This window comes from Nocardioides sp. CCNWLW216 (assembly GCF_037120545.1).
In the GTDB taxonomy this organism is placed as follows: Bacteria; Actinomycetota; Actinomycetes; order Propionibacteriales; family Nocardioidaceae; genus Nocardioides; species Nocardioides lianchengensis.
Genome location: NZ_JBBBBJ010000008.1, coordinates 225,491 through 249,581, shown reverse-complemented (window position 1 = coordinate 249,581; position 24,091 = coordinate 225,491). Strand labels below are relative to the sequence as shown.

The window sequence follows — 24,091 nt, the reverse complement described above, 5'->3', positions numbered from 1 at the left end:
GGCGGGGGGGGGTGTGGCCACCCCTTCACCCTGTGCCGGCGGGCACCCCCACGGGGGGCGCTGACCCCACCAGGGGGGCTCCCTCGGCCCTCGTCTTCTGCTGACGCCGCGCCGCCCTAGGGTGGTCCCCGTGCCCCCCGTCCTCATCCCAGCCGCCCGGTTCGAGCGGTGGGTCCTGAACTTTCAGGGCCGGCACGGCGCGACCGGACTCACGGTCGCCGGCGGCGCGCTGGCCGGAGCGGCCTCCGACGGCTCGACGTTCCGCGCGCGCCTCCCCTTCGCCGAGGGGTACGACGGCCTGCCGGACGCCGAGGCCTTCGCCGCGGCGAGCGTCGCGCCGGTGGACTGGGGCGTGCTCCTGGTGCGCAAGGGCGGCTTCGCCGTGGCCCGGCTGGCCGGCGACCGGACCGGCGAGTCCAAGGTCGGTCAGCGGCACGTCCAGGGCCGCACCAAAGCGGGCGGGCAGAGCCAGCAGCGCTTCGCCCGCCGCCGGGACAACCAGGCGCGGCAGGCCTACGAGGCGGCCGCCGAGCACGCGGCACGGATCCTCGCCGGCCTGCGCGGTCCGCTGGTCACCGGGGGAGACCGGCCGGCCGTCGAGGAGGTGCTCGGCGACGCCCGGTTGCGCTCGCTCGAGGTGGTCGGGCCGTGGCTCGCCGTGCCCGATCCGCGCCGGGCGGTGCTGGAGCAGGCGGTCGCGGACGCGTGCTCCGTCCAGGTCGAGGTCGTCAACGCCGACGCCGGATCGGCCTGACCTCCCCGTCTCCGGGGTCTCTTTCTGCCACGATGACGGCATGTGGCAGCCCGAGCCCGGCTGGCACCCGCTCCCGGGTGGCACCGGTACGTCCACCGTCGGCGTGTGGCGCACGGTGGTCGGCGACCGTCCCGTGGTCGTCAAGCGTCTCTCCGCACCCGCCGAGCACGACCCGGCGGAGCTGAGCGACCCACGGCACTTCGCCTACTGGCGCCGGGGCGCCGACGTCGTCACCGCCTGCCTGGTCGACCGTACGCCGGGTCTCCGCGGCCCCGTCTCGGCGGTCGAGGAGGACTCCGAGGGCATCACCCTGACCCAGGAGTGGGTCGAGGACGCGGCGGTGACCGGGCTCTTCGCGGCGCACGGGCTCGGCCGCTTCGCGGGTGTGGAGCTCGGCGGGATCCGCTGGCTGGCGCAGGACCAGCTGCGGGACCGGATGCGGCGGGTCGAGCGGCACGGCGGCTGGCGCACGCTGGCCCGGACCACGGTGGCCGACGTCGCCGAGCACCTGTGGGGCAAGCGGCACGCGCTGCTCGACGAGCTCGACGCGCTGCCCCAGGTCGCGCAGCACGGCGACCCGGTGCCGGCCAACCTGCCCGGCCGGCACGGCGACGACGTCGTCGCGATCGACTGGTCGATGCTGGGGCGCGGGCCGGTCGGCGCCGACCTCGGCTACTTCATGCTGATGGCGCGCGAGGAGTTCGAGCCGCTGCTCGACGCCTACCTGATGGGGCTCCCCGCCGGCGCCGCCGCCCGGGAGGACGCCGCCCAGGGCGCGCGGGTCACCGCGGTCCTCACCGCCTTCAACCGCGCCGAGTGGGCGCTGGCCCGGGTCGCCGGCGGCGAGGGAGCGCTGGCCGGCAAGTACCGCCACCCGGCCGTCGCCCCGCACCTGCGGGCGCTCCAGCGGCAGTTCCCCCAGATCGAGGCGCTGCTGTAGCCGCTAGGACGACGCCAGGTCGAGCCAGAAGACCGAGCCCTCAGCGGGCGTCGACTCCACGCCCATCAGCCCGCCGTCGCGCTCCGCGAGCGAGCGCGAGAGCGACAGCCCCAACCCGGTGCCGCGGACCTCCGCGCCGGCGAAGCGCACGAACGGGTCGAACACCTGGCGCTGCTGCTCGGGGGTGAGGCCCGGACCGTCGTCGCGGACGCCGATCCGCACCCGCGGGCGGCCGAACTCGTCGATCGCCCGGCTCGCCGTGACGTGCACGCTGCCGCCGGGGGAGTTGTAGGCGATGGCGTTGCCGAGCAGGTTGGTCAGGATCTGGCGGAGCGCGGACGGCGTGGTGCGGACCAGGACGCCCGGTGGCACGTCGGTGCTGACCGTGATCGCGCCGGCGCGCGCGGGCGCAGCCAGCCAGTGCCCGACGTCGGCGAGCGCCTCGGCCACATCGACCCACTGGGTCTCGGTCCCGCCCCCGAGCTCCTGCCCGGTGCCGAGCAGCTCCTCGACGACGGCGTGCAGCTGCTCGGCCGCGCGCAGCACGACGCCGGCGTCGCGGGCGACGTCGGCGGCGAACCCGGAGCCGTCGGTCTCGACTCGTTCGCGGGCGTCCTCGCCGAGGAGCTCGGCGGTGCCGAGGATCGCGGCGATCGGGGTCCGGAGCTCGTGCCCGAGCGCGGCGAAGAAGTGCTCCTTGCTGCGGTGGGCGTCGTCACCGCGCCGGATCGCGTCGATGAGCGCGAGCTGGGCCAGCTCCTCGGCCATCCGGGAGGCGACGGCCGCGCTGAGCAGGCGTACGTCGGACAGGTGCGACTCGGGCCAGGGACCGGCCTCCTCGCGGGCCATCGCCACGCTCCCGTAGAGCACGCCGTGGTGGGAGATCGACTGGCTCACGACCGCGCGGACCCCGCAGCCGGTCAGCTCGCGCCGGTCCTGGGCCGCTTCCTCGGGCAGGCGCTCGACGTCGACGACGGCGATCACGCTGGAGCGGGCACGCGGCGAGAGCCAGGGCATGGTGAGCGCCTGCTCGGGGCCACCGCCCTCCTGGGGCGCGACGGAGCAGTGGGCCCCGGGCCGACGCCACTCGCGCAGCCAGGCGCGCTCGCCGAGCGGGATCCACTGCTCGGTGTCCGCGGGGCGCAGCAGGACCAGCGTGGTCGCGACCAGGTCGACACCGTCGAGGCCGGAGAGCAGGCCGCCGACCTGCTCGATGGCGGCCGTCATGGTGCCGTGTCCGGCCAGGATCTCCGTCGCCAGGGCGAGCGCCTCGGGGGAGGCCGCCATCTGCGTCGGGATCGACTGCATCGCGTCGCTCTCCACAGGCGACAGCCTAGTGTCGCGCGTCGGAAGTTGTGGCCCGGTTGGCGTGCTCGGAGCGGGTGGCGCGCCAGGCGTCCGACGTGCCGTCACGTCGAGCCGTCCGGCTGGCGTCGGCAACGCAGGGAGGGGCGCGCGACGCGCGCCGCTAGGTACAGCTAGGAGGCCGGGGGATGCGCGCGCGGCGAGATCACCACGGCGGACGGCCGCGGGGAGAGCCCGCGGTCGGTGTCGACCTGCAGCGGCGCGGTGGCCTCGAGGTCGGTCGTCGTCGCCCAGGAGGTCAGCAGGGTCAGCTGGGCCAGGCCGAGACTGCGTCCCGGACAGGCGTGGGGACCGGCGCCGAAGGCGAGCCACGCACCCGGACGGACGTCGGACCCGGTCCAGCGATTCGGGTCCAGCCGGTCCAGCGAGGACCGGCCCCGGTCTGGACCGGGGACCAGCCGGGGGAGGCGTCCGAGCGCGACCGGGCTGACGACCACCGGCGTGTACGGCGGGAGCCGGGTGCCGCCGACCTCCACCTCGGTGGCAGTGATCCGGGCGAGCAGCCAGGTGGGCGGGTAGAGCCGGAGCACCTCCCACACGAAGGGCAGCACCAGCCCCGGTTCGGCGCGGAGCCGGTCCTGGAGATCGGGGTCGGCGGCCAGCAGGGTGAGGCACCAGGCGCCGGCCGCGATCGGCACCTGGACGCCGGCGGCCAGGGCGGTCGCGACGGCCGCGGGGTCCGGGACGCCGGCGGTGCGCAGGCCGGCGAGCAGGGCACGCCAGGACCGCTGCTCGGCCCGCCGCACGCGGCTCCAGCGGCCGGGCGGACGCTGGGCCGAGATCACCGGACCGAGGGCGTCGACCCAGGCGACCACCAGGTCGGCGATGCCGTCGCGGCGTACGGGGTCGAGGTCGGGCAGCAGGGCGGCCGTCGTCGACCGTCCCACCGGCTCGCGCAGGAGGACCAGGGTGTCGACCTCGGTCGACTCGTGACCGAGGCCGGCAGCGGCCCGGGCCAGCTCACGGGCGAAGACCTCGCGCCCCAGGGCGACCGCGTCGGCCGGCAGGGGAGCGGTGTCCTTGGGCACCGATCGGCCGTGGCGGCGGACGGCCCGACGGCTGACGTCGAAGGGCAGCACGAAGCGATCGGGGTCGGTGAGCACCGTGCGCGCGCCGTCGAAGGAGGGGACCAGGACCGGGCCGCCGGGAGCCAGGCGCACGGGCTCCGACGTACCGGCCGCACGTACCACGGCGCCGAGGACCCCGTCGGGGTCCTCGGCGCCGTGTGGTCCAGCGGTCGTGCTCAGATGCCCGGCTTGCGCCAGGTGTAGATGGCGCGCAGGCTGCGGCCGGCCTGGGCGATCGCACGGCGCTGGCGGAAGTTCTTGATCATGTCGTGTCCCTTTCGTACTGCTCCCACATCGAAGTCCCCACTTCGTGGGTCAATCTACCCGGTCGGTCCCGGGTCATGCGCCCGAAATCCGGACGGCTCAGGCGGGCCCGTAGATCGCCTTGATCACATCGGCGATCTCCTGGCTGCGGAACGGCTTCGGGAGCACGTGGGTGACCCCGAGCTCGTTGAGCACCGGGCGCTCGGCATGGGCCGAGGCGCTGATGACGACGATCGAGAGACCGTCTGAGCGGTCGGGGTGCGAGCGCAGCCAGCGGACGACGTCCTGGCCGGACAGCTTGGGCATCGAGAGATCGAGGAAGAGCAGGTCGAAGCGCCGGGCCGCGAGGGCGTCGACCGCCTGCTGGCCGTCCTCGGCCTCCTCGATCTCGCTGTACCCGAGCTTCTGCAGCATCCGGACGGCGAGCATGCGGACGGGTTCGAAGTCGTCGGCGACCAGCACCCGGAGCGGTCCCGGCGTGCCCTCACCTCCGGCCCCGGCGGGGCGGGGTGGGTCGGATCGCTGGCCGGAAGTCATGGGTAGACGCTATCGCCCCTCGGGACCTGTCTTAATCAGGTCTCACCCGTTCGGGGCGTCGAAGGTGTCGCAGCCCTGCACCGTGCCCCCGTCCCAGCCGGTGCGAAACCACGTCGCCCGGGCCTTCGCGGAGCCGTGCGTCCAGGTCTCCTCGGTCACCTGGCCCTGCGTCCGTTCCTGGATCCGGTCATCGCCGATGGCGGACGCCGCGGCCAGGGCCAGGTCGATGTCCTCCTCGGTCAGGTCGGTGATCAGCACCAGTCCGTCCCGGTCCTCGGTGCTGGTGGCGTAGCGGGCCCACAGGCCGGCGTAGCAGTCCGCCTGCAGCTCCAGCCGTACGGCGTCGCTCTGCGCCCCCTGCTGGGTGCGCACCCGTCCCATCGTGCCGAGCAGGTGCTGGATGTGGTGGCCGTACTCGTGGGCGAGCACGTAGGACTCCACGAAGCCACCGTCCGGCCCGCCCAGCTGCCGCTCCAGGACCTCGTCGAAGAACGAGGTGTCGAGATAGATCCGTTCGTCGCCCGGGCAGTAGAACGGTCCGACCGCCGACGATGCGGCGCCGCAGCCGGTCTGGACGTTCCCGGTGAAGGTGACCAGCCGGTCGACCGGCCGGAAGTCCGCACCCAGCTCGCCGGACCAGTAGTCGTCGAGGGAGTTCGCCACACCGACCCGGAAGCAGTCGGCGCTCTCGTTGGCGTCGGCCCCGGTCTCGCAGCCGGCGTACCGCTCGCTGCCGTCGACGGCGTCGTCGGTGCCGCCGCCCCCACCGAGGACCTGGATCGCGACGTAGACGAGGACCAGGACGAGCACGCCGCCGATGCCGCCGCCGACGGGGAGGCCGCCCGGGATGCCGGCCCGCGAGCCGCCGCCACCGCGACCTGCGTCACTCACCCGGCCCGTGTCCAGCCTGGCCTTGGGGTTGAACCGCATCTCGCCGCCTCCTCGGATTCGCTGGTCGACCCGTACCCAGACCTAGGATGGGTGTCCTCATGATCACCGCCTCCCAGCTGGAAGTCCGCGCCGGCGCGCGTCTCCTCATGGAGAACGTCAGCTTCCGGGTGGCCGCCGGCGACAAGGTCGGCCTCGTCGGTCGCAACGGCGCCGGCAAGACCACCCTGACCAAGATCCTCGCCGGCGAGGCGCTGCCCGCCAGCGGCAAGGTGACCAGCTCCGGCGACGTCGGCTACCTGCCGCAGGACCCGCGCATCGGCGACCCCGAGGTCATCGCGCGCGACCGGATCCTCTCGGCCCGCGGGCTCGACGACGTCGTACGACGTCTGCGGCAGGCCGAGCTCGACATGGGCAGTGACGACCCGGCGAAACGCGACAAGGCGATGCGCCGCTACGCGCGGGCCGACGACGAGATGCACGCCGGCGGTGGCTACGCCGCCGAGTCGGAGGCCGCCACGATCGCCGCCAGCCTCGGCATCGAGGACCGGATCCTCTCCCAGCCGCTGAAGACGCTCTCGGGCGGCCAGCGTCGCCGCGTGGAGCTGGCCCGGATCCTCTTCTCGGGCGCCGAGATCCTGATCCTCGACGAGCCGACCAACCACCTCGACGCCGACTCGATCGTCTGGCTGCGCGACTTCCTGAAGGCCCACAAGGGCGGGTTCATCGTGATCAGCCACGACAACGCGCTGCTCGAGGAGACCGTCAACAAGGTCATGCACCTCGACGCCAACCGCTGCGTCATGGACGTCTACAACATGGGCTGGAAGCACTACCTCACCCAGCGCGAGACCGACGAGAAGCGCCGCAAGCGCGAGCGGGCCAACACCGAGAGCAAGGCCAAGACGCTCACCGACCAGGCCAACAAGATGCGCGCCAAGGCGTCGAAGGCCGTGGCGGCCCAGTCGATGCTCAAGCGCGCCGAGAAGATGATGGCCGGGCTCGAGGGCGAGCGCGCCGCCGACAAGGTCGCCCGGATCAAGTTCCCCGCCCCCGCGGCGTGCGGCAAGACGCCGCTCACCGGCGAGGAGCTGTCCAAGTCCTACGGCTCGCTCGAGGTGTTCACCGACGTCGACCTGGCCATCGACAAGGGCTCGCGGGTGGTCATCCTGGGCCTGAACGGCGCGGGCAAGACCACGATGCTGCGGATCCTGGCCGGAGTCGACCAGGCCGACACCGGACGCGTGGTGCCCGGGCACGGCCTGAAGATCGGCTACTACGCCCAGGAGCACGAGACCCTCGACACCGACCGCACGGTCCTGCAGAACATGCAGAGCGCGGCGCCGCAGCTCACCGACACCGAGGCCCGTAGCGTGCTGGGGTCGTTCCTTTTCTCCGGCGACGACGCCAACAAGTCGGCAGCGGTCCTCTCCGGCGGCGAGAAGACCCGGTTGGCCCTGGCGTCGCTCGTCGTCTCCAGCGCCAACGTGCTGCTGCTCGACGAGCCCACCAACAACCTCGACCCCGCCTCCCGCGAGGAGGTGCTGGCCGCGATCCGCACCTACGAGGGCGCGATCATCCTGGTCACCCACGACGAGGGCGCCGTACGCGCACTGGAGCCCGACCGGGTGCTGCTGCTCCCGGACGGCGACGAGGACCTCTGGAACGAGGACTACGCCGACCTGGTGTCGCTGGCCTGAGCCGCACCGGCTCCTGACATGCCGACGTGGCCGCCCCGGGCGAACCCGGAGCGGCCACGCCGTACGCACTACCTCTTGACGGTGAGCCTGACGGCCTTCGCCTTGGCCGCCGCGTAGGTGGTGCTGCCGAGGTAGGTGACCTGGACGGTCCACTTCCCCTTGGCCAGCTTCGGCAGCTTCACCGTCGCCGTGCCGCGCGTGCCGAGCCTGGCGTTGACGGTCTTGGTCGTCCGGCCGCTCTTCAGCACCAGCTTGACCTTGCCGCTGGCCTTGGCGAGGCCGGCGGCGGTGCCGACGGTCACGGTCGCGGAGCCCGCCTTGGAGGACCGGACGGTGCCCTTGGCCTTGAAGGTCGGCGCCTTGGCCGTGCCCTTGGTGACCGTGAAGCTGCCGGCCCCGGTGGAGGCCAGGTAGTTCGCGTCACCGAGGTACTCGACCTTCAGCACGTGCTTCTTGACCGTCGCGGTCCTCGGCAGCGCGATCGTGGCCCGGCCGCCGACGAGGGCCGCCGTGCCGAGCACGGTGGCGCCCTCCAGGACCCGCGCGGTCCCGGTCGGCACGATGCCGGCGGTGCCGGGCACCGTGACGGTGACCGAGCCCGCCTTGCCGTAGGCCTGGTTCGTCGCCGTCGATCCGGGCGACGCCGTGCCCTTGGCCACCGCGAGGGAGAAGGCCGTCGACTGCGAGGCGAGGTAGGACCCGTTGCCCGCGTAGCTCGCGGTGAGCGCGTACGACCCGGCGGGGGTCGAGGCCGGCACCGTGAACTGCGCGACGCCGGAGGCGAGCTGGGCCGTGCGGTTGCCGCCCGGCAGACCGGACAGCGTCACCGGACCGGTCGCGCCGGGCACGGTCGCGGTGACGGTGCCGCCGGCACCGAGCGCCAGCGACGCCGGGCCGGCCACGGTGGTGGTCGTGGCCGCCTTGGCGACGGTCAGCGCCCGCGGGGCCGACCCCGAGGAGCCGTACTGGCTGTCACCGAGGTACTGGGCGTGCACCTGGTAGGCGCCCACCGGCAGTCCGGCCGGCAGGGTGAAGGACGCCGTACCGCTCGAGATGGTGGCGTCGATCGCGTCCGGCAGGCCGAGCAGCCGGACGGTGCCGGTGGCACCCGCGCTCACCGTGGCCGTGTAGGTGCCGCCCGCGCCGTACGTCGTCGACTCCGGGCCGGTGAGGGTGGTCGTCGACGGGTTGGCGACCACCTGGAACGCCTGGGTGGCGCTCTCGCTGGCGGCGTTGTCGTCGTTGCCGGCGTAGACCGCCTTGACCTGGTAGGTGCCGGACGGCACCGTGCCGGGGACCGTCAGCGTGGCCGAGCCGGCGTTGATGGTCCCGGTGACGGCGGCACCCGGCAGGCCCGTGAGGGTCACCGCCCCGGTCGCCGTCGCGGGCGTCAGGGTGGCCGTGAACTGCGTCGACTGACCGGCCGCGGCCGAGGCCGCGCCCGTCAGCGTCGTCGTGGTGGGCGCCACCGCGAACGACACCTGCTGGGTCGAGGGCTGGATCAGCTCGCCGCGGCCGAGGTACTGCACCGAGTAGGACTGCGGGCCCGGCGTGTTCTGCGCCGGCAGGGTGAACGACGTCGTACCGGCGCGGGCGACCCGCTTGCGCTCGATCTCGGTCGTGCCGTTCAGGAGGCGCACCCACCCACGGGGCTTGGCGACCAGGGTGCCCGGCGTGGCGGAGCCGGTCCCCTGAGAGGACGTGTACGGCGCGTAGCCCGGGGCGTCGAGCGACACCTGGAGCGTCGGCGTCGCGCCCTTGTCCACCGAGGCACCGACACCCGTGACGGTGGTCGTGCTCGGCAGGTCCGTGGTGAAGCCGCGGAAGACCTGCTCGATGTCGTCGATGGCCTCCTTGGCGAAGGCCCGCTGGTTGGCCAGCCCGTTGTTGGCCTGGCCCGCGGTGACGTTGATGCTGCCCCGGCCGGTGTGGTCCGTCGACGGCAGCTCGCGGTTCTTGACGAACCACCACTCGGTCATGTGCTCGGTGTTGCCGCCGTCGTCGTTCTGGCGCAGCGCCTGGTCGACCACCGGCGCCGGGGCGCCGGCCGCGTCCTTGTGGTCCTTGTTGTAGGTCAGGAAGTGACCCACCTGGATCCGGACTGCGTTCTCGACCGGCTTCGTGATGTCGCCGTCGGGGTGGTAGTAGTTCGGGCTCTGCCCGACCTGGCCGACCTTGCCGTACTGCGCGATCGCGTTGGACAGGTAGGTGTTGATCGTCTGGCCGTAGAGGTGGCTCGGGTAGAGCAGGCGGGTCGCGTCACCGGTGCCGGTGGTGATGGTGGTGCCCGAGCTCCGGCTGTGGTCGTAGTTCGTGCCGCCGTTGGACGTCGAGAACAGGGAGTAGTCGAAGTTGTAGACCTTCTTCACCCCGTTCTCCTGGGCCAGCCGGTTCACCTCCTTGATGATCGCCCGGGTGTTGTGGCACCAGGTGCCGCCGAAGAGGAACGGGATGTCGCCCGGCTTCTTCAGCAGCGCGATCCACTCGGGGTAGGTGATCGGTTGGATCCGCCACCCGTCGACGTTGTCGGCGTCGGTGATGATCTCGGTGCCGCCGTACCGACCGGGCTCCGCGCCCTCGTTGTAGCCGGCGGCATGGCGCCGGTTGCCCTCGTCCTTCCAGTAGGTGAAGGCCGAGTTCACGGCGTACTGGCCGGCGGGGACGTCGTCGAGCACGCCGCGGACCTGGTCACGGAACGCCGTCACCTCGGCCGGGGTGTCCAGGTCGGCCACGGTCTTGCGGTCGGTCAGCGAGGACACGATGTGGTCGGCGGTCGGGGCCCCGGCGACGTCGACCGTGCGGTCCTTGTTGTGGACGAAGAGGTACGGCGCGTCGACCGTGCCGGCCCCGTTGCGCACGAACTGCGGGGTGGTGTCCTGGTTGAGGTAGTCGGTCGTCAGAGCCGTCCCGGCCGGTCCCTCGGCCTTCCAGTACGCCAGACCGTTGCCGCCGACGACCGACTCGAGGTCGGCCCAGTTCCAGAGGTTCCACTTGCCGCCGTCGATCTTCGGCGTGAAGTTGTAGATCTTCGAGATGCCGAGCTCCTTGGCCACGTCGTTGATGTGGCCGATGGTCGCCTGGGTGCTGGCGTCCGCCGGGTCGCCGATCAGGAAGGCGAAGTTGCCGGGCTTGTCCTTGAGGATGTACTTGAAGCGCTCAAGGGTGACGGTCTCGAAGACGCTGTTCGCACCCAGATTCGTGTAGGCGTCGTCGAAGTAGTCGAAGTCGATGCCGTGGGTGGCGGTCGGGGCGGCCGCGTCGGCGGCGCTCAGGGCGCCGAGCGGGGAGAGCGGCGCGAGGGCCACTGCTGCGGCCACCGCGGCGGCCTTCACAGCGGTACGGCCCCGGCGGGTTCTACGGATGGCGTTCACAGGCGTTCTTCACTTTCTGCTGCCACACTGGGCAGGCCGAGTGCCTTTCAGGAGTCGTCTCGGTGGGCTGGATTGCCGGGCGCGTGCGAAGGGTCGGGCAATCCAGCCACTCGTCGTCGCGCGCGTGCCTCAGACCACCTCCGCGCTACGGCCCGCGACGGCGGGGACGGTCGGGGCGAGCTGGGCGCCACGAGCGTGCTGCGAACGGCGCCGACGCCGCGAGCGCAGCGGGTGCCACGCGAGGGCGAGCACGCCGAGCGCGGCCAGCGCGCCGAGGATGGCGACGCCGGTGTTGGGCGGCACGCTCGCGGCCGGGACGGTGGCCACGTCCTCCGTGGCCTCGGTCTCTGTGTCGGGCTCGGTGGTGGCGGCGACGAGCTGGACCGGGGTGCTCGTGATCTCGGCGCCGTCGTACAGGACGACGAGGTGGTGCTCGCCCGGCTCGATGTCGGCAGGCACCGTCACCGTGGTGGAGAAGCCGCCGTCGGCGTCGGTCGCGACCGTGGCCAGCTGGACCGGCGTCGAGTGGAGCTCGAGGACCAGCTCGGGCACGTTGGCGGCGTAGCCCGTCCCGGTGACCGTGACCTCGGCGCCCGGCTGGAGCTCGCCGTCCACGGTGACCTCACCCTTGACCTGGTCGATGGGAGCGCCCACGGTCGCGATGTCCGACGGCGGGGACGACGGCGACTCGCCGGCCGTGTTCACGGCCCGGACGGCTGCGCGGTAGTTGCCGTCGGCGAGTCCGGTGAACGTGTGCGAGGTGGTGGCGGCGTCCGTCACGACGGGCTCGGCCACGTTGCTGAAGCGCAGGCTGTAGCCGGTCACGCCCTCCAGCTCGGCGTCGGCCGAGGCCGTCCAGGTGACGGTGACGCTGTCGCCGTCCACCGCGACCGTCGGAGCGGCCGGCGCGGTGGGCGCGCCCGCCGCGACCTCCTCGTTCTCGTCGATGCCGAGGTCGTCGGTGGTCGAGGGCGTCGTCGCGCCCGCGGTCGGGGTCGCCGTGGCGCCGCTGGCCGGCTTCGTCGGGCTGGCCGACGGCTTGGTGGTCGATCCCTTGGTCGGCTTCTTGGTGGGGCTGGCCGAGGGCTTGGTCGTCGGCTTCGTCGTCGGACCGGACGAGGGTGATGGTGAGGTCGTCGGTTCGGAGCCGTAGTAGACGATGTAGTCCTTGTACTCGTCCTTCGGCTGCCAGATGCCGTTCTTGTTCGGGAAGCGGATCCAGGCCTTGCCGTTCGTCTCCCCGGTCTCGCAGCCGATGATGGGGGAGCAGACGACGATCTCCGGGTGCGAGAGCGCGGCCCCGTTGTCGTCCTGCAGGCAGAGCTGGTCGTCGCCGCCGTCGATCCAGTCCAGACCCGCCGCGTCGGCACGGAAGGTCATGCCCTGGACGGTCAGCAGCAGGATGGGGATCAGGAGCAGGGGCGCCAGCCACCAGGGGCGGCGGCGCACGAGCTCGGCGGTCTGGGCGGTCATCGGGCCTCCACGGGGTTCTTGAGGTTGGGTCGGTCGTTGATGTCGCAGGCACCGAGCAGGCCTGGCGGGAACGAGGGGGTGTCGAGCAGCGCCGCCGTCGTCAGCGGCGGGTCGGGCACGGGCGTCGGCGGCGGCTCCGGAGCGGTCGCGGTGGCGGCGCCGGGCCGGTCGTCGTCATCGACGTCGGGCGCCGCGAACACGGCGTCGTCGAGGCGACCCTCGCGGCGCGCCACGAGCGTCGCCGCGACGGCGGCCGCCGTGACGTTGTTGAGCGTGCGGGCCATGTCGACGATGGCGCTGATCGGGAGGGTGAGGATGATGACCTCGAGCGGCAGCCCCGCGGCCGCGAACACCGTCGTCGCGGTCACGGTGGCTGTGCCGGGCACGCCGGCCGTGCCGAGCGAGACGACGAGGGCCAGGAAGACCAGGACGGCGTAGTCGGCCAGGCCGTACGACAGCCCGAGCCCGTTGACCGCGTAGACGGCCAGCAGGACCGGCCAGACACCGGCGCAGCCGGGCATCCCGATCGTCGTCCCGAGCGGGGCGGTGAAGCCGGCGATGTCGGCCGGCACCCCGACCCGGCGGGTCAGCAGCCCGGTGGTGACCGGCAGCGTGCCGGCGCTGCTCTGGGTGGTGAACGCGGTCAGCTGGGCCGGGAAGATCTTGCGGAAGAACACGAACGGGTTCACGTCGGCCCAGACCCGCAGCACCACGGCGTTCACGACGTAGGCGTGCGTGAAGCAGGCGAGGTAGCCGACCACCAGCAGCGCCAGCAACGGCTTGAGGGCGTCCGCCGTCAGCGACGTCGTGGCGGCGGCGCCCGCGGTCAGGGCGAGCACGGCGTACGGCGTCAGCTTGATGATGAAGCCGACGACCTTGAACACCAGCTCGCGCGAACCGTCGATGACCCCCTTGATGGGTGCCATGGACTCCGGCTGGCGCTCGGCGATCATGGAGTAGGCGACCGCCACCGCGACCGAGACCATGATGATCGGGATGATCTTGTCCTCGGCGATGTCGGAGACGATGTTCGAGGGGAAGAAGCCCAGGAACACCTCCGCGAACGACTCCTTGAACTCGTCGAGCGTGCCCGTCGGGACTCCCTGCGTCGCGAGGTCCGCGCCGTTGCCGACGCCGAGCTGCAGCGAGAGGCCGAGGGTGAGCAGGATGGCGATCAGGTTCAGGGCGAGCAGCCAGAACACCGACGAGCCGCCGATCCGCTTGAGCTGTGACGTCGAGCCGAGCGAGGTGATGCTCGACAGGATCGAGACGATCACCAGCGGCGCGACGATCGTCATCAGCAGCTTGACGTAGACCTGTCCCAGCGGCTCGACGTAGTCGAGGTGGTCGCGGAACACGTAGCCAACGCCGACCCCGAGGAACAGGCCGATGAACGTGAGCACGCTGAAATTGATGTGTCGACGTGACAGTGCGGCTATCCCGGCGAACAGGCCGAGTGTCACGGCCAGTGCGGCCAGGGCCCAGGTATCCACGCGTGTGCTTCCTCCATCGGTGCGGGGCGATCGTTCTGTGAATCCGGGGCCACACTGACCAGGAGTTCTTAAGTCGATCAACTTTGTGGAGTTTTATCACGGAACGTGGGTCCGTCGCGGCCATCCGGTCGAAACGAGATGGCAACGCGCAGGCAATCGCCGGGCCGGATCCCGCGCCACGCCTGGGCTGGCGGGCCGTCGACTTCTAAGGAGCGCTCTCGGGGGCGGACTAGACCGGCCGCGTGTCGACGGCGCGCCGGCCGTGGTCGCCGACGCGCTGAGGGGTCGCTCAGGGCAGGAGCAGGGCGGCGTCGCCGAACTCGTGCCAGAGGTAACCGCCGGCCACCGCGGCGTCGTACGACGTCTGGGTGAGGTCGGCTCCCGCGACCGCCTCCACCAGCAACAGGTGCGAGGCGGCCGGGTCGTGCCAGCCGGTGACCAGGCCGGTGACGATCCGGGGCGGGTCGGCCGGGGTGACGACCCGCTCGGTCCAGCCGCGGGCGGCGACCAGCCGCCCGCGGCCGTCCACGGCCGACTCGAGAGCACGGGTGACGGTGGTCCCGACCGCCACCACCCGGCCGCCGCCGGCGCGCGCCGCCTGGACGAGCCGGGCCGTCGCGGCGCTCACCTCGAACCGTTCCGGCTGCGGGGCCTCGCCCGCCTCCTGCGACGAGACGCCGGTGTGCAGCGTGATCGGCGTGACCGCGACGCCCCGGGAGACCAGCTCGGTCACCAGGGCGCGGGTGAACGGGCGTCCGGCCGAGGGCATCTCGGCGCTGCCGGGCTCGGTGGCGAAGACGGTCTGGTAGGCCGAGAGCGGGTAGAGCCGGTCGAGGTAGCCGTAGGAGATCGGTCGGCCGTGGCGGGTCGCGTGGCAGGCCAGGTCGCCCTCGACGCTCGCGCGCCAGAGCCGGTCGCCCCGGCCGGTCGGTGACGACCCGTCCCGGGGGTACGGCGCCCGCAGGCGCAGGCGTACCGGTCCCGCTCGCAGCTCCTCGCCCGGCGCGGCGTCCAGGACGGCGCGGGCGGCGTCCGGGGCGGTGCGCACCTCGACCACCCAGTCGCCGTCGTCGAGGGGTGCTGCCAGGTGTACGACGACCGGTCCGTGATGCGAGGACGCGGCGTCCAGCTGCCCGGCGACGGTCGCGGAGTTGTTGACCACGACGACGTCGCCGGGGCGCAGGTGTCGCGCCAGCTCGCGGAACCGCGCGTGCCGCACGCCGTCCGGCCCGGCCACCAGCAGGCGGGTGGCGTCGCGGGCCAGCCCGCGCTCCTCGGCGGGGGCCGGCGCGAACCCCGCTGGCGCGAAGGTCGTGGTCGGGTGCTCCTCCAGCATCCGCATCAGGCCACCGCCTGCCGGTCGGCCAGGCGGTAGCGGCCGGCCGGAGGCCGGTTCCGGACCAGGTCCAGCAGGGCGGGTACGACGGTCTCGGGCAGCGGCCGGTCCGAGATGTCCTCGCCCGGGAAGGCTGCCTGGTGCATCTCGGTGCGCAGGTCGCCGGGGTCGACGGCGTACGCCGCGAGGCCCTCCTCGGCGGCCAGGGTCAGGGTCAGGTGGTCGAGCGCGGCTTTGCTCGCGGCGTACGGGCCCCAGGTCTCGTAGTGCTCGACCGCGGCGTCGGAGGACACCGAGACCAGGACGCCGCCGCTGGTGGTCAGGGCGGGCAGCAGGAGTCGGGTCAGGGCGTGCGGGGCCGCGGTGTTGACCTCCCACACGTCGCGCAGGTGCGCGTCGTCGACGTCGCGGAGCGGCCGCAGGGGGAGCGGTCCGAGGGTGCTGGCGTTGTGGACCAGCAGGTCGAGCCGGCCGAGCCGCTCGACCCCACGGGCCAGGGCGTGGCGGTGGTCCTCGTCGGCGACGTCGCCGACGAGGGTGTGCACGCCGGGCCGGCCGGCGGCGCGGAGCCGGTCGATCCGGCGTCCGTCGGTGAGCACCGTCCAGCCGGTGTCGGCGAGGGTGTGCGTGAGGGCGCGGCCGAGCCCGGCCGAGCCTCCGGTCACGAGGGCGACGGGCATCCCGTCCTCCTTCGGTCGTGGGTCCCGCCGGATCTCGGTGGGTCCTCACCAGTCTTGAACTTAAAGTTAAGTTGAGGTCAAGAGGCGCCGACGGGTGCTGTCGGCGGCCCGGCCTACGCTGACGCCATGACTCCCGACGCCCTCGTCGCCGCCGGTCTCCTCGTCGACCGGACGGGACCGGTCGTGACCGTGACGCTCGACCGACCCGATGTGCGCAACGCCCAGACGCCGGCCACGTGGCGTGCGCTGGCCGCGGTGGGGGAGTCGCTCGACGACGAGGTGCGGGTCGTGGTGCTGCGCGGTTCGGGCCACAGCTTCTCCGCCGGTCTCGACCGCTCGATGCTCGACCCGACGGCGGGCGGCGACGGGGTCGAGACCGTGGCCGGGCTGCTGGCGCTGTCCGACGAGGAGATGTCCGCGACGATCGACGACTACCAGCGCGGTTTCACCTGGCTGCGCGACCCGCGATTCGTGTCGGTGGCCGCGGTCCAGGGCCACGCGATCGGGGCCGGCTTCCAGTTGGCGCTCAGCTGCGATCTGCGGGTCGCGGCCGACGACGCCCGGTTCTGCATAAAGGAGTCCGCGCTCGGCCTGGTACCCGACCTCACCGGCACGAAGCCGCTGGTCGAGTCCGTGGGCTACGCCCGGGCACTGGAGATCTGCGCGACGGCCCGGACGGTCGAGGCCGACGAGGCCCTGCGGATCGGCCTGGTGGCGTCCGTCGTACCAGCCGGGCAGCTGGACGCCGCGGTCGCCGAGCTCGTCGGCGCGCTCACGGCGCCGATGGCGGGCGCCGTCCGGGAGACCACCGCCCTGCTGCAGGGGGCGGCCGACCGGTCGCTGGACGACCAGCGACGGCTCGAGCGCGAGGCGCAGGTGCGTCGCTTCCGCGACGTGGCCCGCGCGCTCGCGGGGGACTGACGGGAGGAGGCACCGTGTCGGGGATGTACGGCGCCGGGACGGCCTGGCGCAACCTGCGGGCCGACCGCAGCGTGGTCGACAACCGGATCGAGGCGCACACCGTGCGCCGCGTGGTCGGGTTCGCGCGCCCCCACCGGGGCCTGATCGCGGTCTTCCTGCTGCTCACGGTCATCGACGCCTCGACCGTCGTGGTCACCCCGCTCCTCGTCCAGCGGGTCGTCGACGACGGCATCCTGGCCGGGAACAGCGGCCTGGTCACGGCGTTGGCCCTGGCGATGGCGGGCTTCGCCCTGTTCAGCGCCGTGCTCAGCGTGCTCAGCGGGTGGCTGTCCTCGCGGATCGGCGAGGGGCTGATCTTCGACCTCCGCACCCGCGTCTTCGCCCACGTCCAGCGCCAGTCGCTGGCCTTCTTCACCCGCACCCAGACCGGCGCCCTCGTCTCGCGGCTCAACAACGACGTGATCGGTGCCCAACGGGCGTTCACCAGCACGCTGTCCAGCACCGTGTCCAACTCCATCGCCGTGGTCGTCGTCGGCATCACCATGCTGGCCCTCAGCTGGCAGGTGACCCTGCTGTGCCTCGCCATGTTCCCGCTGCTGTTCCTGGTGTCGCGGTTCGTCAGCGGCCGGCTGGCCGGGCTGACCCGCCAGCAGATGGACGGCAACGCCGACCTCGGCACGGTGATGACCGAGCGCTTCAACGTCGGTGGGGCCATGCTGCTGAAGCTCTTCGGCCGGCGCCGCGAGGAGGACGAGCTGTTCGCGGTCAAGGCGGCCCGGGTCCGCGACCTCGGGATCCGGATCTCCCTCATCACCCGGCTGTTCGGGGCGTCGATGATGGCGGTGCCCGCGCTCGCCGCCGCGCTCGTCTACGGCGTCGGCGGGCACCTGGCCATCAGCGGCACGCTCACGGTCGGGACCCTGCTCGCCCTCGCGACGCTGCTGCTGCGCCTGCTGGGTCCGCTCCAGGGGCTGTCCAACGTCCGGATCGACGTGATGACGGCGCTGGTGAGCTTCGAGCGGGTCTTCGAGGTGCTCGACCTGCCGTCGCTGATCCAGGAACGGCACGGCGCGACCCGGCTCCCGGCCACCGCGTCGCGGCTCGAGCTCGACCACGTCGACTTCACCTACCCACGCGCCGACGACGTCTCGCTCGCCTCCCTGGAGGGGATCGCCCGGGTGGAGTCCCGGGAGCACACCCAGGTCCTCCACGACGTCACCTTCGTGGCCGACTCCGGACAGATGGTGGCGCTGGTCGGCCCCTCGGGCGCCGGCAAGACCACCGTCACCCACCTTGTGGCCCGGCTCTACGACCCCACGGCCGGGACGGTGCGCGTCGACGGCCACGACGTGCGCGACGTGAGCCTGCAGTCCCTCGAGGACGTGGTCGGCTACGTCACCCAGGACGCCCACATGTTCCACGACACCATCCGCGGCAACCTGCTCTACGCCCGGCCCGGCGCCACCGACGACGAGGTCTGGGCGGCCTTGGAGGCGGCCCAGATCGCCGGCCTGGTCCGTGCCCTGCCCGACGGGCTGGACACCGTGGTCGGGGACCGCGGCTACCGGCTCTCCGGAGGCGAGCGCCAACGACTGGCGATCGCCCGGCTGCTGCTGAAGTCGCCGTCGATCGTGATCCTCGACGAGGCCACCGCCCACCTCGACAGCGAGTCCGAGGCCTCGGTCCAGCGCGCGCTCGACGCCGCCCTCGCGGGCCGGACGTCACTGGTCATCGCCCACCGCCTCTCCACCGTCCGCAACGCCGACCTGATCCTGGTCCTGGAGGACGGCCGGATCGTCCAGTCCGGCACCCACCTGGAGCTGCTGGCCCAGGGCGGGCTCTACGCCGACCTCTACCGGACCCAGTTCGTGGAGGACGACGGGGCCCCGCCCGGCGCGGTCGAGGCCGTCTGGGGGACCGTCTGATGGATCTGGGCCTGACGGACCGGGTCTTCGTCGTCACCGGTGGGGCCCGCGGGCTCGGCCGCGCCACGGCCGACGTGCTGGTGGCCGAGGGCGCCCGGGTGGTGCTCTCGGGCCGGTCGGCGGACTCCCTCGACCGGGCGGTCGCCGACCTCGGTCCCGCGGCCGTCGCCGTCGTGGCCGACAACGCCGACCCGGCCACGCCGGACCGTCTGGTGGCCGCCGCCCAGGGGGCCTGGGGTCGCCTGGACGGAGCGTTGATCAGCGTGGGCGGTCCGCCGCGGGGTGCCGTCAGCGAGGTCACGGACGAGCAGTGGACGACCGCGTTCGAGTCGGTCTTCCTGGGCGCGGTCCGGCTGGGTCGGGTGCTGGCCGCCGGGCTGGGCGAGAGTGGGTCGCTGGCCTTCGTGCTCTCCACGAGCGTCCGCGCGCCGCTGGCCGACCTGGCCATCTCCAACGGGCTGCGCCCGGGGCTGGCCATGGTCGCCAAGACGCTGGCCGACGAGGTCGGCCCGCGGGGCGTCCGCGTCAACGGACTGCTGCCGGGACGGGTCGCCACCGAGCGGGTGGCCGAGCTGGACGCGGCGGCCGAAGACCCCGCCGCCGCCCGCGAGTCGGCGCTGGCCCGGATCCCGCTGCGTCGTCAGGGCGAGCCGGAGGAGTTCGGCCGGGCGGCCGCGTTCCTGCTCTCGCCGGCGGCGTCGTACGTCTCCGGGGCGATGCTCCCGGTCGACGGCGGGGCACTGCGGGGGATCTGACCGCGACGGCGGGCCTCCTCGGCCGCGACCGCCTGCTTGTAGCGCTCGCGCCGAGCGCGGCGGGCGTCACGGTCGGGACGACCGGGCTTCCCGGACCCCCGGTCGCGACGCGCCGACGGACCACCGCGCCACTCGTCGTAGGCGAACCAGCCGAAGCCGCCGATCGCGAGGACGCCGAAGAACCACCACTGCAGGCCGTAGAAGAAGTGCGGCCCGTTGTCGAGCTCCGGGAGCTCGACGGCGACCAGGGGCTCGGCGGCCGGCGGATCCTCGGAGCGGAGCTCGACCCAGCCGCCGTACACCTCCCGGTCGAGCGCCGCGCCGATCGCGTCGCTGTCGACCGCGCGGGTCGAGCCGTCGTTGACCCGGGTGCTGTCGCCGGAGCCGTCGGCGCGGACGTAGCCGGTGACCGTGACCTCGCCCGCCGGGGGCTCGGGCACGGTGCCGATGTCGCCGCCCTGGTTGATAGTGGGCATCCAGCCCCGGTTGACCAGCAGGGCCGTGCCGTCGGCGGTGACGAGCGGGACGACGACGTCGACGCCGCTCTCCTCGGTGCGCGGGCTGGCGCTGTAGCGGACCACCACCGTGTCGCCGGGGGCGTAGGTGCCCGTGGCGGTCACGACCCGCCACTCGTCCCCGTCGTCCACCTCGCGACCGGGCGCCAGCACGTCGCCGACGGCCGCCGGGTCCCGCGCCTCGTTGGCCCGGACCACGGCGTTGTCGGCCTTCCGGTCCTCCAGACGGTGGAACTGCCACTCGCCGAGCCACCACGTGGCGTAGGCGACGACGGCGATCGCCGCGGCGAAGAGCAGCCAGCGGCGGCTCAGCAGGAACCCGAACGACCGCACGCCACGAGGTTAGTCGCCCCCACCCGACCTACACTTCAGGGGTGCCGACCCCCACTGCTCGCGAGCTCTCCGACCGCTACGGCCGGGTCGCGCGCGACCTGAGGGTCTCGCTCACCGACAAGTGCAACCTGCGCTGCTCCTACTGCATGCCGGAGGAGGGCCTCGACTGGCTCGAGAACGAGCGGGTGCTGACCGACGACGAGGTGGTCCGCCTGGTGCGCGTCGGCGTCGAGCTGCTGGGCGTGCAGGAGGTGCGGTTCACCGGAGGGGAGCCGCTGGTGCGCCGGGGGGTCGTCGACATCGTCCGCCGCAGCCGGGAGATCTCGCCCGACGTCGAGCTGTCGATGACCACGAACGCCCTCGGCCTGGCCCGGACGGCTCCGGCGCTGAAGGCGGCCGGCCTCGACCGGGTCAACGTCAGCCTCGACACGGTGCGCCGCGACACCTTCCACGAGATCACCCGACGCGACCGGCTCGACGACGTGGTCGCCGGCCTCGAGGCGGCGTACGACGCGGGCCTGGGTCCGGTCAAGGTCAACGCCGTCCTGCTGCGCGGGGTGAACGACGACCAGGCGCCCGAGCTGCTCGGCTGGGCGGTCGAGCGCGGCTACGAGCTGCGGTTCATCGAGCAGATGCCGCTCGACGCCCAGCACGGCTGGACCCGCGACGACATGATCACCGCCGACGAGATCCTGGCCTCGCTGCAGGCGGCGTACGACCTGACGCCTGCGGTCGAGCCCCGGGGGAGCGCCCCCGCCGAGCTGTGGCTGGTCGACGGCGGTCCGGCGACCGTCGGCGTGATCGCCTCGGTGACGCGGCCCTTCTGCGGCGACTGCGACCGGGTCCGGCTCACCGCCGACGGCCAGGTGCGCAACTGCCTGTTCGCCCGCGAGGAGTCCGACCTGCGCGCCGCGATGCGCAGCGGGGCCACCGACGAGGAGCTCGCAGACCGCTGGGTGGTCGCGATGCGCGGCAAGCGGGCCGGTCACGGCATCGACGACCCCACGTTCCTGCAGCCCGATCGGCCGATGTCCGCGATCGGCGGCTGACCTCAGAAGGGCCGGCCCGGATCCTCGCGCTCGGGATCGTGCGGCTCGACGTCCTTCAGGAAGCCGCGCGAGCCCAGGAAGTCGGATAGCGTCGGCCGGTGCTCGTCGCAGGCCAGCCAGATCTTGCGCCGCTCCGGGGTGTGCAGGCGCGGGTTGTTCCACAGCAGGTCCCACGCGGGCGCGGTCGTGCAGCCCTTCGAGGAGCAGGTGGGCGCCTCGGGACCGAGCGCGGTCACCGGCGACCCGGCGCACGGGACGTGGTGCCGGAAGGCCACGGGGGGAGCTCTCCGGCCCCACGCGCCGGCGATTTTCCCATGCCTCGGGAGGTATTCACAGGCGCTCCCGGCCGTCGTCGAGGGGCTTCGCCGTGGAGGCGTCGAGCTCGCGCCGGTAGGCGGTGTCGGCGAGGTCGAAGGCGTCCGAGCGCATGCTCACCGCATTGGCCATCACCACCGCGATGTACGGCAGGATCAGGGCTCCGAAGATGAGGATCGGCCACAGCCACCCCACGCCGGCGAGCGCCGCGATGATGGCGCCGACGAAGCAGAGCGACCGCAGGCTCATCGAGAGCAGATAGCGGCGCTGCCGGATCGCGATGTCGGCGTTGCGGTCCGAGGCGGCCGTGGTGATCCGGACCGCCTGGGGAGAGCGGTTCCGGTCCCTGGCCATGGCTCCAGCGTACGTCGGGCGGACGACCTACCGGAGCCCCCTCCCGGGTGGCCTACGATCGGCCTCCCACGACCGTTCGGAGGATCCATGTCCAACCGCACCTACCGCGTGACCGAGATCGTCGGCACCTCGCCCGAGGGCATCGACGAGGCGATCCGCAACGGCGTCTCGCGGGCGGGGCAGACCCTGCGCCACCTCGACTGGTTCGAGGTCCTCCAGGTGCGCGGCCAGATCAAGGACGGCGCGGTCGAGCACTTCCAGGTGAGCATGAAGGTCGGGTTCCGCCTCGAGGACGACTGAGGTGCCTCGGGCCGAGCTTGCGAGGCCCGAGAGCCAGCACCCAGGTCGAGTAGCCGCGCGACCGAGGAACGAGGTCGCGACCGGCGTACCGAGACCGTGACGGAGGGTCTCGATACGCTCGCTGGCGCTCGCTACTCGACCAACGAGGTCGTCGATCGGCCAACGAAGGGGCCGGCGGAGCGGGATCGTGGCCCCGGTTCGGCGTACTGGTTGGTAGTCGATAGCGTCGCTGCCGTGAGCGACACAGACGAGTCCACCGGTCGTTCGGTCCTGGTGACCGGCGGCAACCGCGGCATCGGCCGGGCGATCGCCGAGGCGTTCGTCGCCAACGGCGACCGGGTCGCCGTGACCACCCGCAGCGGCGGTGCGCCCGAGGGGACGCTCGACGTCCGCTGCGACATCACCGACCCCGAGGCGGTCGAGGCCGCGTTCGCGACCGTCGAGGCCGCGCACGGTCCGGTCGAGGTGCTGGTGGCCAATGCCGGCGTCACGCACGACACGCTGCTGCTCCGGATGTCCGAGGACGACTGGTCCTCGGTGATCGACACCAACCTCACCGGCTCCTTCCGGCTCGCCAAGCGGGCCTCGAAGGGCATGCTGCGGCTGCGCCGCGGCCGCATCGTCTTCATCTCCTCCGTGGTCGGCCTGCTCGGCTCGGCGGGGCAGGTCAACTACGCGGCCTCCAAGGCCGGCCTGGTCGGAATGGCGCGCTCGATCGCGCGGGAGCTGGGCTCCCGCTCGATCACGGCGAACGTCGTGGCGCCCGGCTTCGTGGAGACCGACATGACCGGCGTGCTCACCGACGAGCAGAAGGCCGCGATCAAGGCGCAGGTCCCGCTGGGGCGGTACGCCGCGCCGGAGGAGATCGCGTCGACCGTGCTGTGGCTGACCGGCGACGGCGCGAGCTACGTCACCGGGGCCGTCATCCCGGTCGACGGTGGACTAGGGATGGGGCACTGACATGAGCGGAATCCTGGACGGCAAGACGATCCTCGTCGCAGGCGTGACGATGGACAGCTCGATCGGCTTCGCCACCGCCAAGGTGGCGCAGGAGCAGGGTGCGACCGTGCTCATCTCCAACTTCGGCCGGGCGCTGAGCATCACCCGCCGGATCGCCAAGCGGCTCCCGGTCGAGCCGCCGGTGCTCGAGCTGGACGTGACCGACCCGGAGCACCTCGCGGGCCTGGTCGACCAGGTGCGCGAGCACCTCGGTCCCGACGCCCGCCTCGACGGCGTGGTCCACTCGATCGCCTACGGCAACCCCGAGACGCTGTTGGGCGGCAAGTTCCTGGAGGGGCCGTGGGACGACGTCGCCCAGGCCGTGCAGGTCTCGGCGTACTCACTGAAGTCGCTCGCCATGGCGGCCAAGCCGCTGATGGGCCGGGGCGGCTCCGTGGTGGGCCTGACCTTCGACGCCACGGTGGCGTGGCCGGCGTACGACTGGATGGGCGTGGCGAAGGCCGGCCTGGAGTCCACGTCGCGCTACCTCGCCCGTGACCTGGGCCCGGACGGCATCCGCTGCAACCTGGTCTCCGCCGGTCCGCTGAAGACGCTGGCCGCGAAGGCGATCCCCGGCTTCTCCGACCTCGAGGCGATGTGGGAGACCCGCGCCCCGCTCGGCTGGGACAACGCCGACCACACGCCCACGGCCAAGGCGGTCTGCGCGCTGCTGTCGGACTTCTTCCCGGCGACGTCGGGCGAGATCGTCCACGTCGACGGCGGCTTCCACGCGATGGGGGCCTAGCCCTCTCGTCTG

General features: G+C 72.8%; 22 protein-coding genes. 10 read left to right on the top strand and 12 right to left on the bottom strand.

The window, feature by feature from the left end:
• Positions 1-130 precede the first annotated feature (130 nt).
• Positions 131-754: an acVLRF1 family peptidyl-tRNA hydrolase gene (locus V7S47_RS18650; protein WP_336562977.1), complete on the top strand. Its 624-nt coding sequence runs from the start codon at positions 131-133 to the stop codon at positions 752-754.
• Positions 755-794: 40 nt separating this feature from the next.
• A complete protein-coding gene (locus V7S47_RS18645; RefSeq protein WP_336562976.1) occupies positions 795-1,694 on the top strand; it encodes a phosphotransferase in 900 nt (299 codons plus the stop codon).
• 3 nt (positions 1,695-1,697) lie between these two features.
• Here the strand turns inward: V7S47_RS18645 and V7S47_RS18640 are convergent, their stop codons facing one another.
• The 4 genes from V7S47_RS18640 to ypfJ form a co-directional block, all read right to left on the bottom strand.
• The gene (locus V7S47_RS18640) at positions 1,698-3,017 is read right to left on the bottom strand and encodes a sensor histidine kinase (RefSeq protein WP_336562975.1); all 1,320 of its coding nucleotides are present in this window, start codon (positions 3,015-3,017) and stop codon (positions 1,698-1,700) included.
• A 155-nt stretch (positions 3,018-3,172) separates the two neighbouring features.
• The gene (locus V7S47_RS18635) at positions 3,173-4,219 is read right to left on the bottom strand and encodes a cytochrome P450 (protein WP_336562974.1); all 1,047 of its coding nucleotides are present in this window, start codon (positions 4,217-4,219) and stop codon (positions 3,173-3,175) included.
• A 270-nt stretch (positions 4,220-4,489) separates the two neighbouring features.
• Complete coding sequence (locus V7S47_RS18630; RefSeq protein WP_336562973.1) at positions 4,490-4,927, bottom strand: response regulator; 438 nt, start codon at positions 4,925-4,927, stop codon at positions 4,490-4,492.
• A 42-nt stretch (positions 4,928-4,969) separates the two neighbouring features.
• The gene (gene ypfJ, locus V7S47_RS18625; RefSeq protein ID WP_090856201.1) at positions 4,970-5,857 is read right to left on the bottom strand and encodes a KPN_02809 family neutral zinc metallopeptidase; all 888 of its coding nucleotides are present in this window, start codon (positions 5,855-5,857) and stop codon (positions 4,970-4,972) included.
• 59 nt (positions 5,858-5,916) lie between these two features.
• On the opposite strand from ypfJ, the gene V7S47_RS18620 reads away from it, so the two are divergent.
• Positions 5,917-7,515, top strand: coding sequence for an ABC-F family ATP-binding cassette domain-containing protein (locus V7S47_RS18620; protein WP_336562972.1), 1,599 nt, complete (start codon positions 5,917-5,919; stop codon positions 7,513-7,515).
• Positions 7,516-7,583: 68 nt separating this feature from the next.
• Here V7S47_RS18620 and V7S47_RS18615 read toward each other — a convergent pair whose 3' ends face one another.
• The 5 genes from V7S47_RS18615 to V7S47_RS18595 all read right to left on the bottom strand — a co-directional run bounded on the left by V7S47_RS18615 (position 7,584) and on the right by V7S47_RS18595 (position 15,868).
• Complete coding sequence (locus tag V7S47_RS18615) at positions 7,584-10,832, bottom strand: Ig-like domain-containing protein (RefSeq protein WP_336562971.1); 3,249 nt, start codon at positions 10,830-10,832, stop codon at positions 7,584-7,586.
• Between the two features lie 183 nt (positions 10,833-11,015).
• Positions 11,016-12,359, bottom strand: coding sequence for a fibronectin type III domain-containing protein (locus V7S47_RS18610; protein WP_336562970.1), 1,344 nt, complete (start codon positions 12,357-12,359; stop codon positions 11,016-11,018).
• Positions 12,356-13,762, bottom strand: coding sequence for a dicarboxylate/amino acid:cation symporter (locus tag V7S47_RS18605; RefSeq protein WP_336562969.1), 1,407 nt, complete (start codon positions 13,760-13,762; stop codon positions 12,356-12,358). Before V7S47_RS18605 ends, V7S47_RS18610 begins: the two co-directional genes overlap by 4 nt.
• Positions 13,763-14,141: 379 nt before the next feature.
• The gene (locus V7S47_RS18600) at positions 14,142-15,194 is read right to left on the bottom strand and encodes an S-adenosylmethionine:tRNA ribosyltransferase-isomerase (protein ID WP_336562968.1); all 1,053 of its coding nucleotides are present in this window, start codon (positions 15,192-15,194) and stop codon (positions 14,142-14,144) included.
• The gene (locus V7S47_RS18595) at positions 15,194-15,868 is read right to left on the bottom strand and encodes an SDR family NAD(P)-dependent oxidoreductase (protein ID WP_336562967.1); all 675 of its coding nucleotides are present in this window, start codon (positions 15,866-15,868) and stop codon (positions 15,194-15,196) included. Before V7S47_RS18595 ends, V7S47_RS18600 begins: the two co-directional genes overlap by 1 nt.
• A 126-nt stretch (positions 15,869-15,994) precedes the next feature.
• On the opposite strand from V7S47_RS18595, the gene V7S47_RS18590 reads away from it, so the two are divergent.
• From V7S47_RS18590 to V7S47_RS18580, 3 genes are read left to right on the top strand one after another with little or no spacing between them, the layout of a single operon-like run.
• Complete coding sequence (locus V7S47_RS18590; protein WP_336562966.1) at positions 15,995-16,789, top strand: enoyl-CoA hydratase/isomerase family protein; 795 nt, start codon at positions 15,995-15,997, stop codon at positions 16,787-16,789.
• A 23-nt stretch (positions 16,790-16,812) separates the two neighbouring features.
• A complete protein-coding gene (locus V7S47_RS18585) occupies positions 16,813-18,714 on the top strand; it encodes an ABC transporter ATP-binding protein (protein WP_336562984.1) in 1,902 nt (633 codons plus the stop codon).
• The gene (locus V7S47_RS18580; RefSeq protein WP_336562965.1) at positions 18,714-19,469 is read left to right on the top strand and encodes an SDR family oxidoreductase; all 756 of its coding nucleotides are present in this window, start codon (positions 18,714-18,716) and stop codon (positions 19,467-19,469) included. The genes V7S47_RS18585 and V7S47_RS18580 overlap by 1 nt, the downstream gene beginning before the upstream one ends.
• Here V7S47_RS18580 and V7S47_RS18575 read toward each other — a convergent pair.
• A complete protein-coding gene (locus V7S47_RS18575; protein ID WP_336562964.1) occupies positions 19,355-20,317 on the bottom strand; it encodes an SURF1 family cytochrome oxidase biogenesis protein in 963 nt (320 codons plus the stop codon). The two genes, V7S47_RS18580 and V7S47_RS18575, sit on opposite strands and share 115 nt — an antisense overlap.
• Before the next feature lie 41 nt (positions 20,318-20,358).
• Between V7S47_RS18575 and moaA the strand changes: the two genes are divergently transcribed.
• Positions 20,359-21,366, top strand: a complete 1,008-nt coding sequence (moaA, locus tag V7S47_RS18570; protein ID WP_090856230.1) for a GTP 3',8-cyclase MoaA — start codon at positions 20,359-20,361, stop codon at positions 21,364-21,366.
• Between the two features lie 2 nt (positions 21,367-21,368).
• Here the strand turns inward: moaA and V7S47_RS18565 are convergent, their stop codons facing one another.
• Entirely contained in the window at positions 21,369-21,641 is a 273-nt protein-coding gene (locus tag V7S47_RS18565) for a hypothetical protein (RefSeq protein ID WP_336562963.1), read from the bottom strand.
• Positions 21,642-21,696: 55 nt separating this feature from the next.
• Positions 21,697-22,035, bottom strand: coding sequence for a DUF3099 domain-containing protein (locus tag V7S47_RS18560; RefSeq protein WP_336562962.1), 339 nt, complete (start codon positions 22,033-22,035; stop codon positions 21,697-21,699).
• An 87-nt stretch (positions 22,036-22,122) separates the two neighbouring features.
• Between V7S47_RS18560 and V7S47_RS18555 the strand changes: the two genes are divergently transcribed.
• From V7S47_RS18555 to fabI, 3 genes are all read left to right on the top strand, one after another.
• Positions 22,123-22,335 carry a dodecin gene (locus V7S47_RS18555; protein ID WP_090856236.1) on the top strand — a complete coding sequence of 71 codons (213 nt, stop codon included), beginning with the start codon at positions 22,123-22,125 and terminating at the stop codon, positions 22,333-22,335.
• A 234-nt stretch (positions 22,336-22,569) separates the two neighbouring features.
• Entirely contained in the window at positions 22,570-23,295 is a 726-nt protein-coding gene (locus V7S47_RS18550; protein WP_090856239.1) for a beta-ketoacyl-ACP reductase, read from the top strand.
• Position 23,296: 1 nt separating this feature from the next.
• Positions 23,297-24,079 carry an enoyl-ACP reductase FabI gene (gene fabI / locus V7S47_RS18545; protein ID WP_336562960.1) on the top strand — a complete coding sequence of 261 codons (783 nt, stop codon included), beginning with the start codon at positions 23,297-23,299 and terminating at the stop codon, positions 24,077-24,079.
• Positions 24,080-24,091 lie beyond the last annotated feature (12 nt).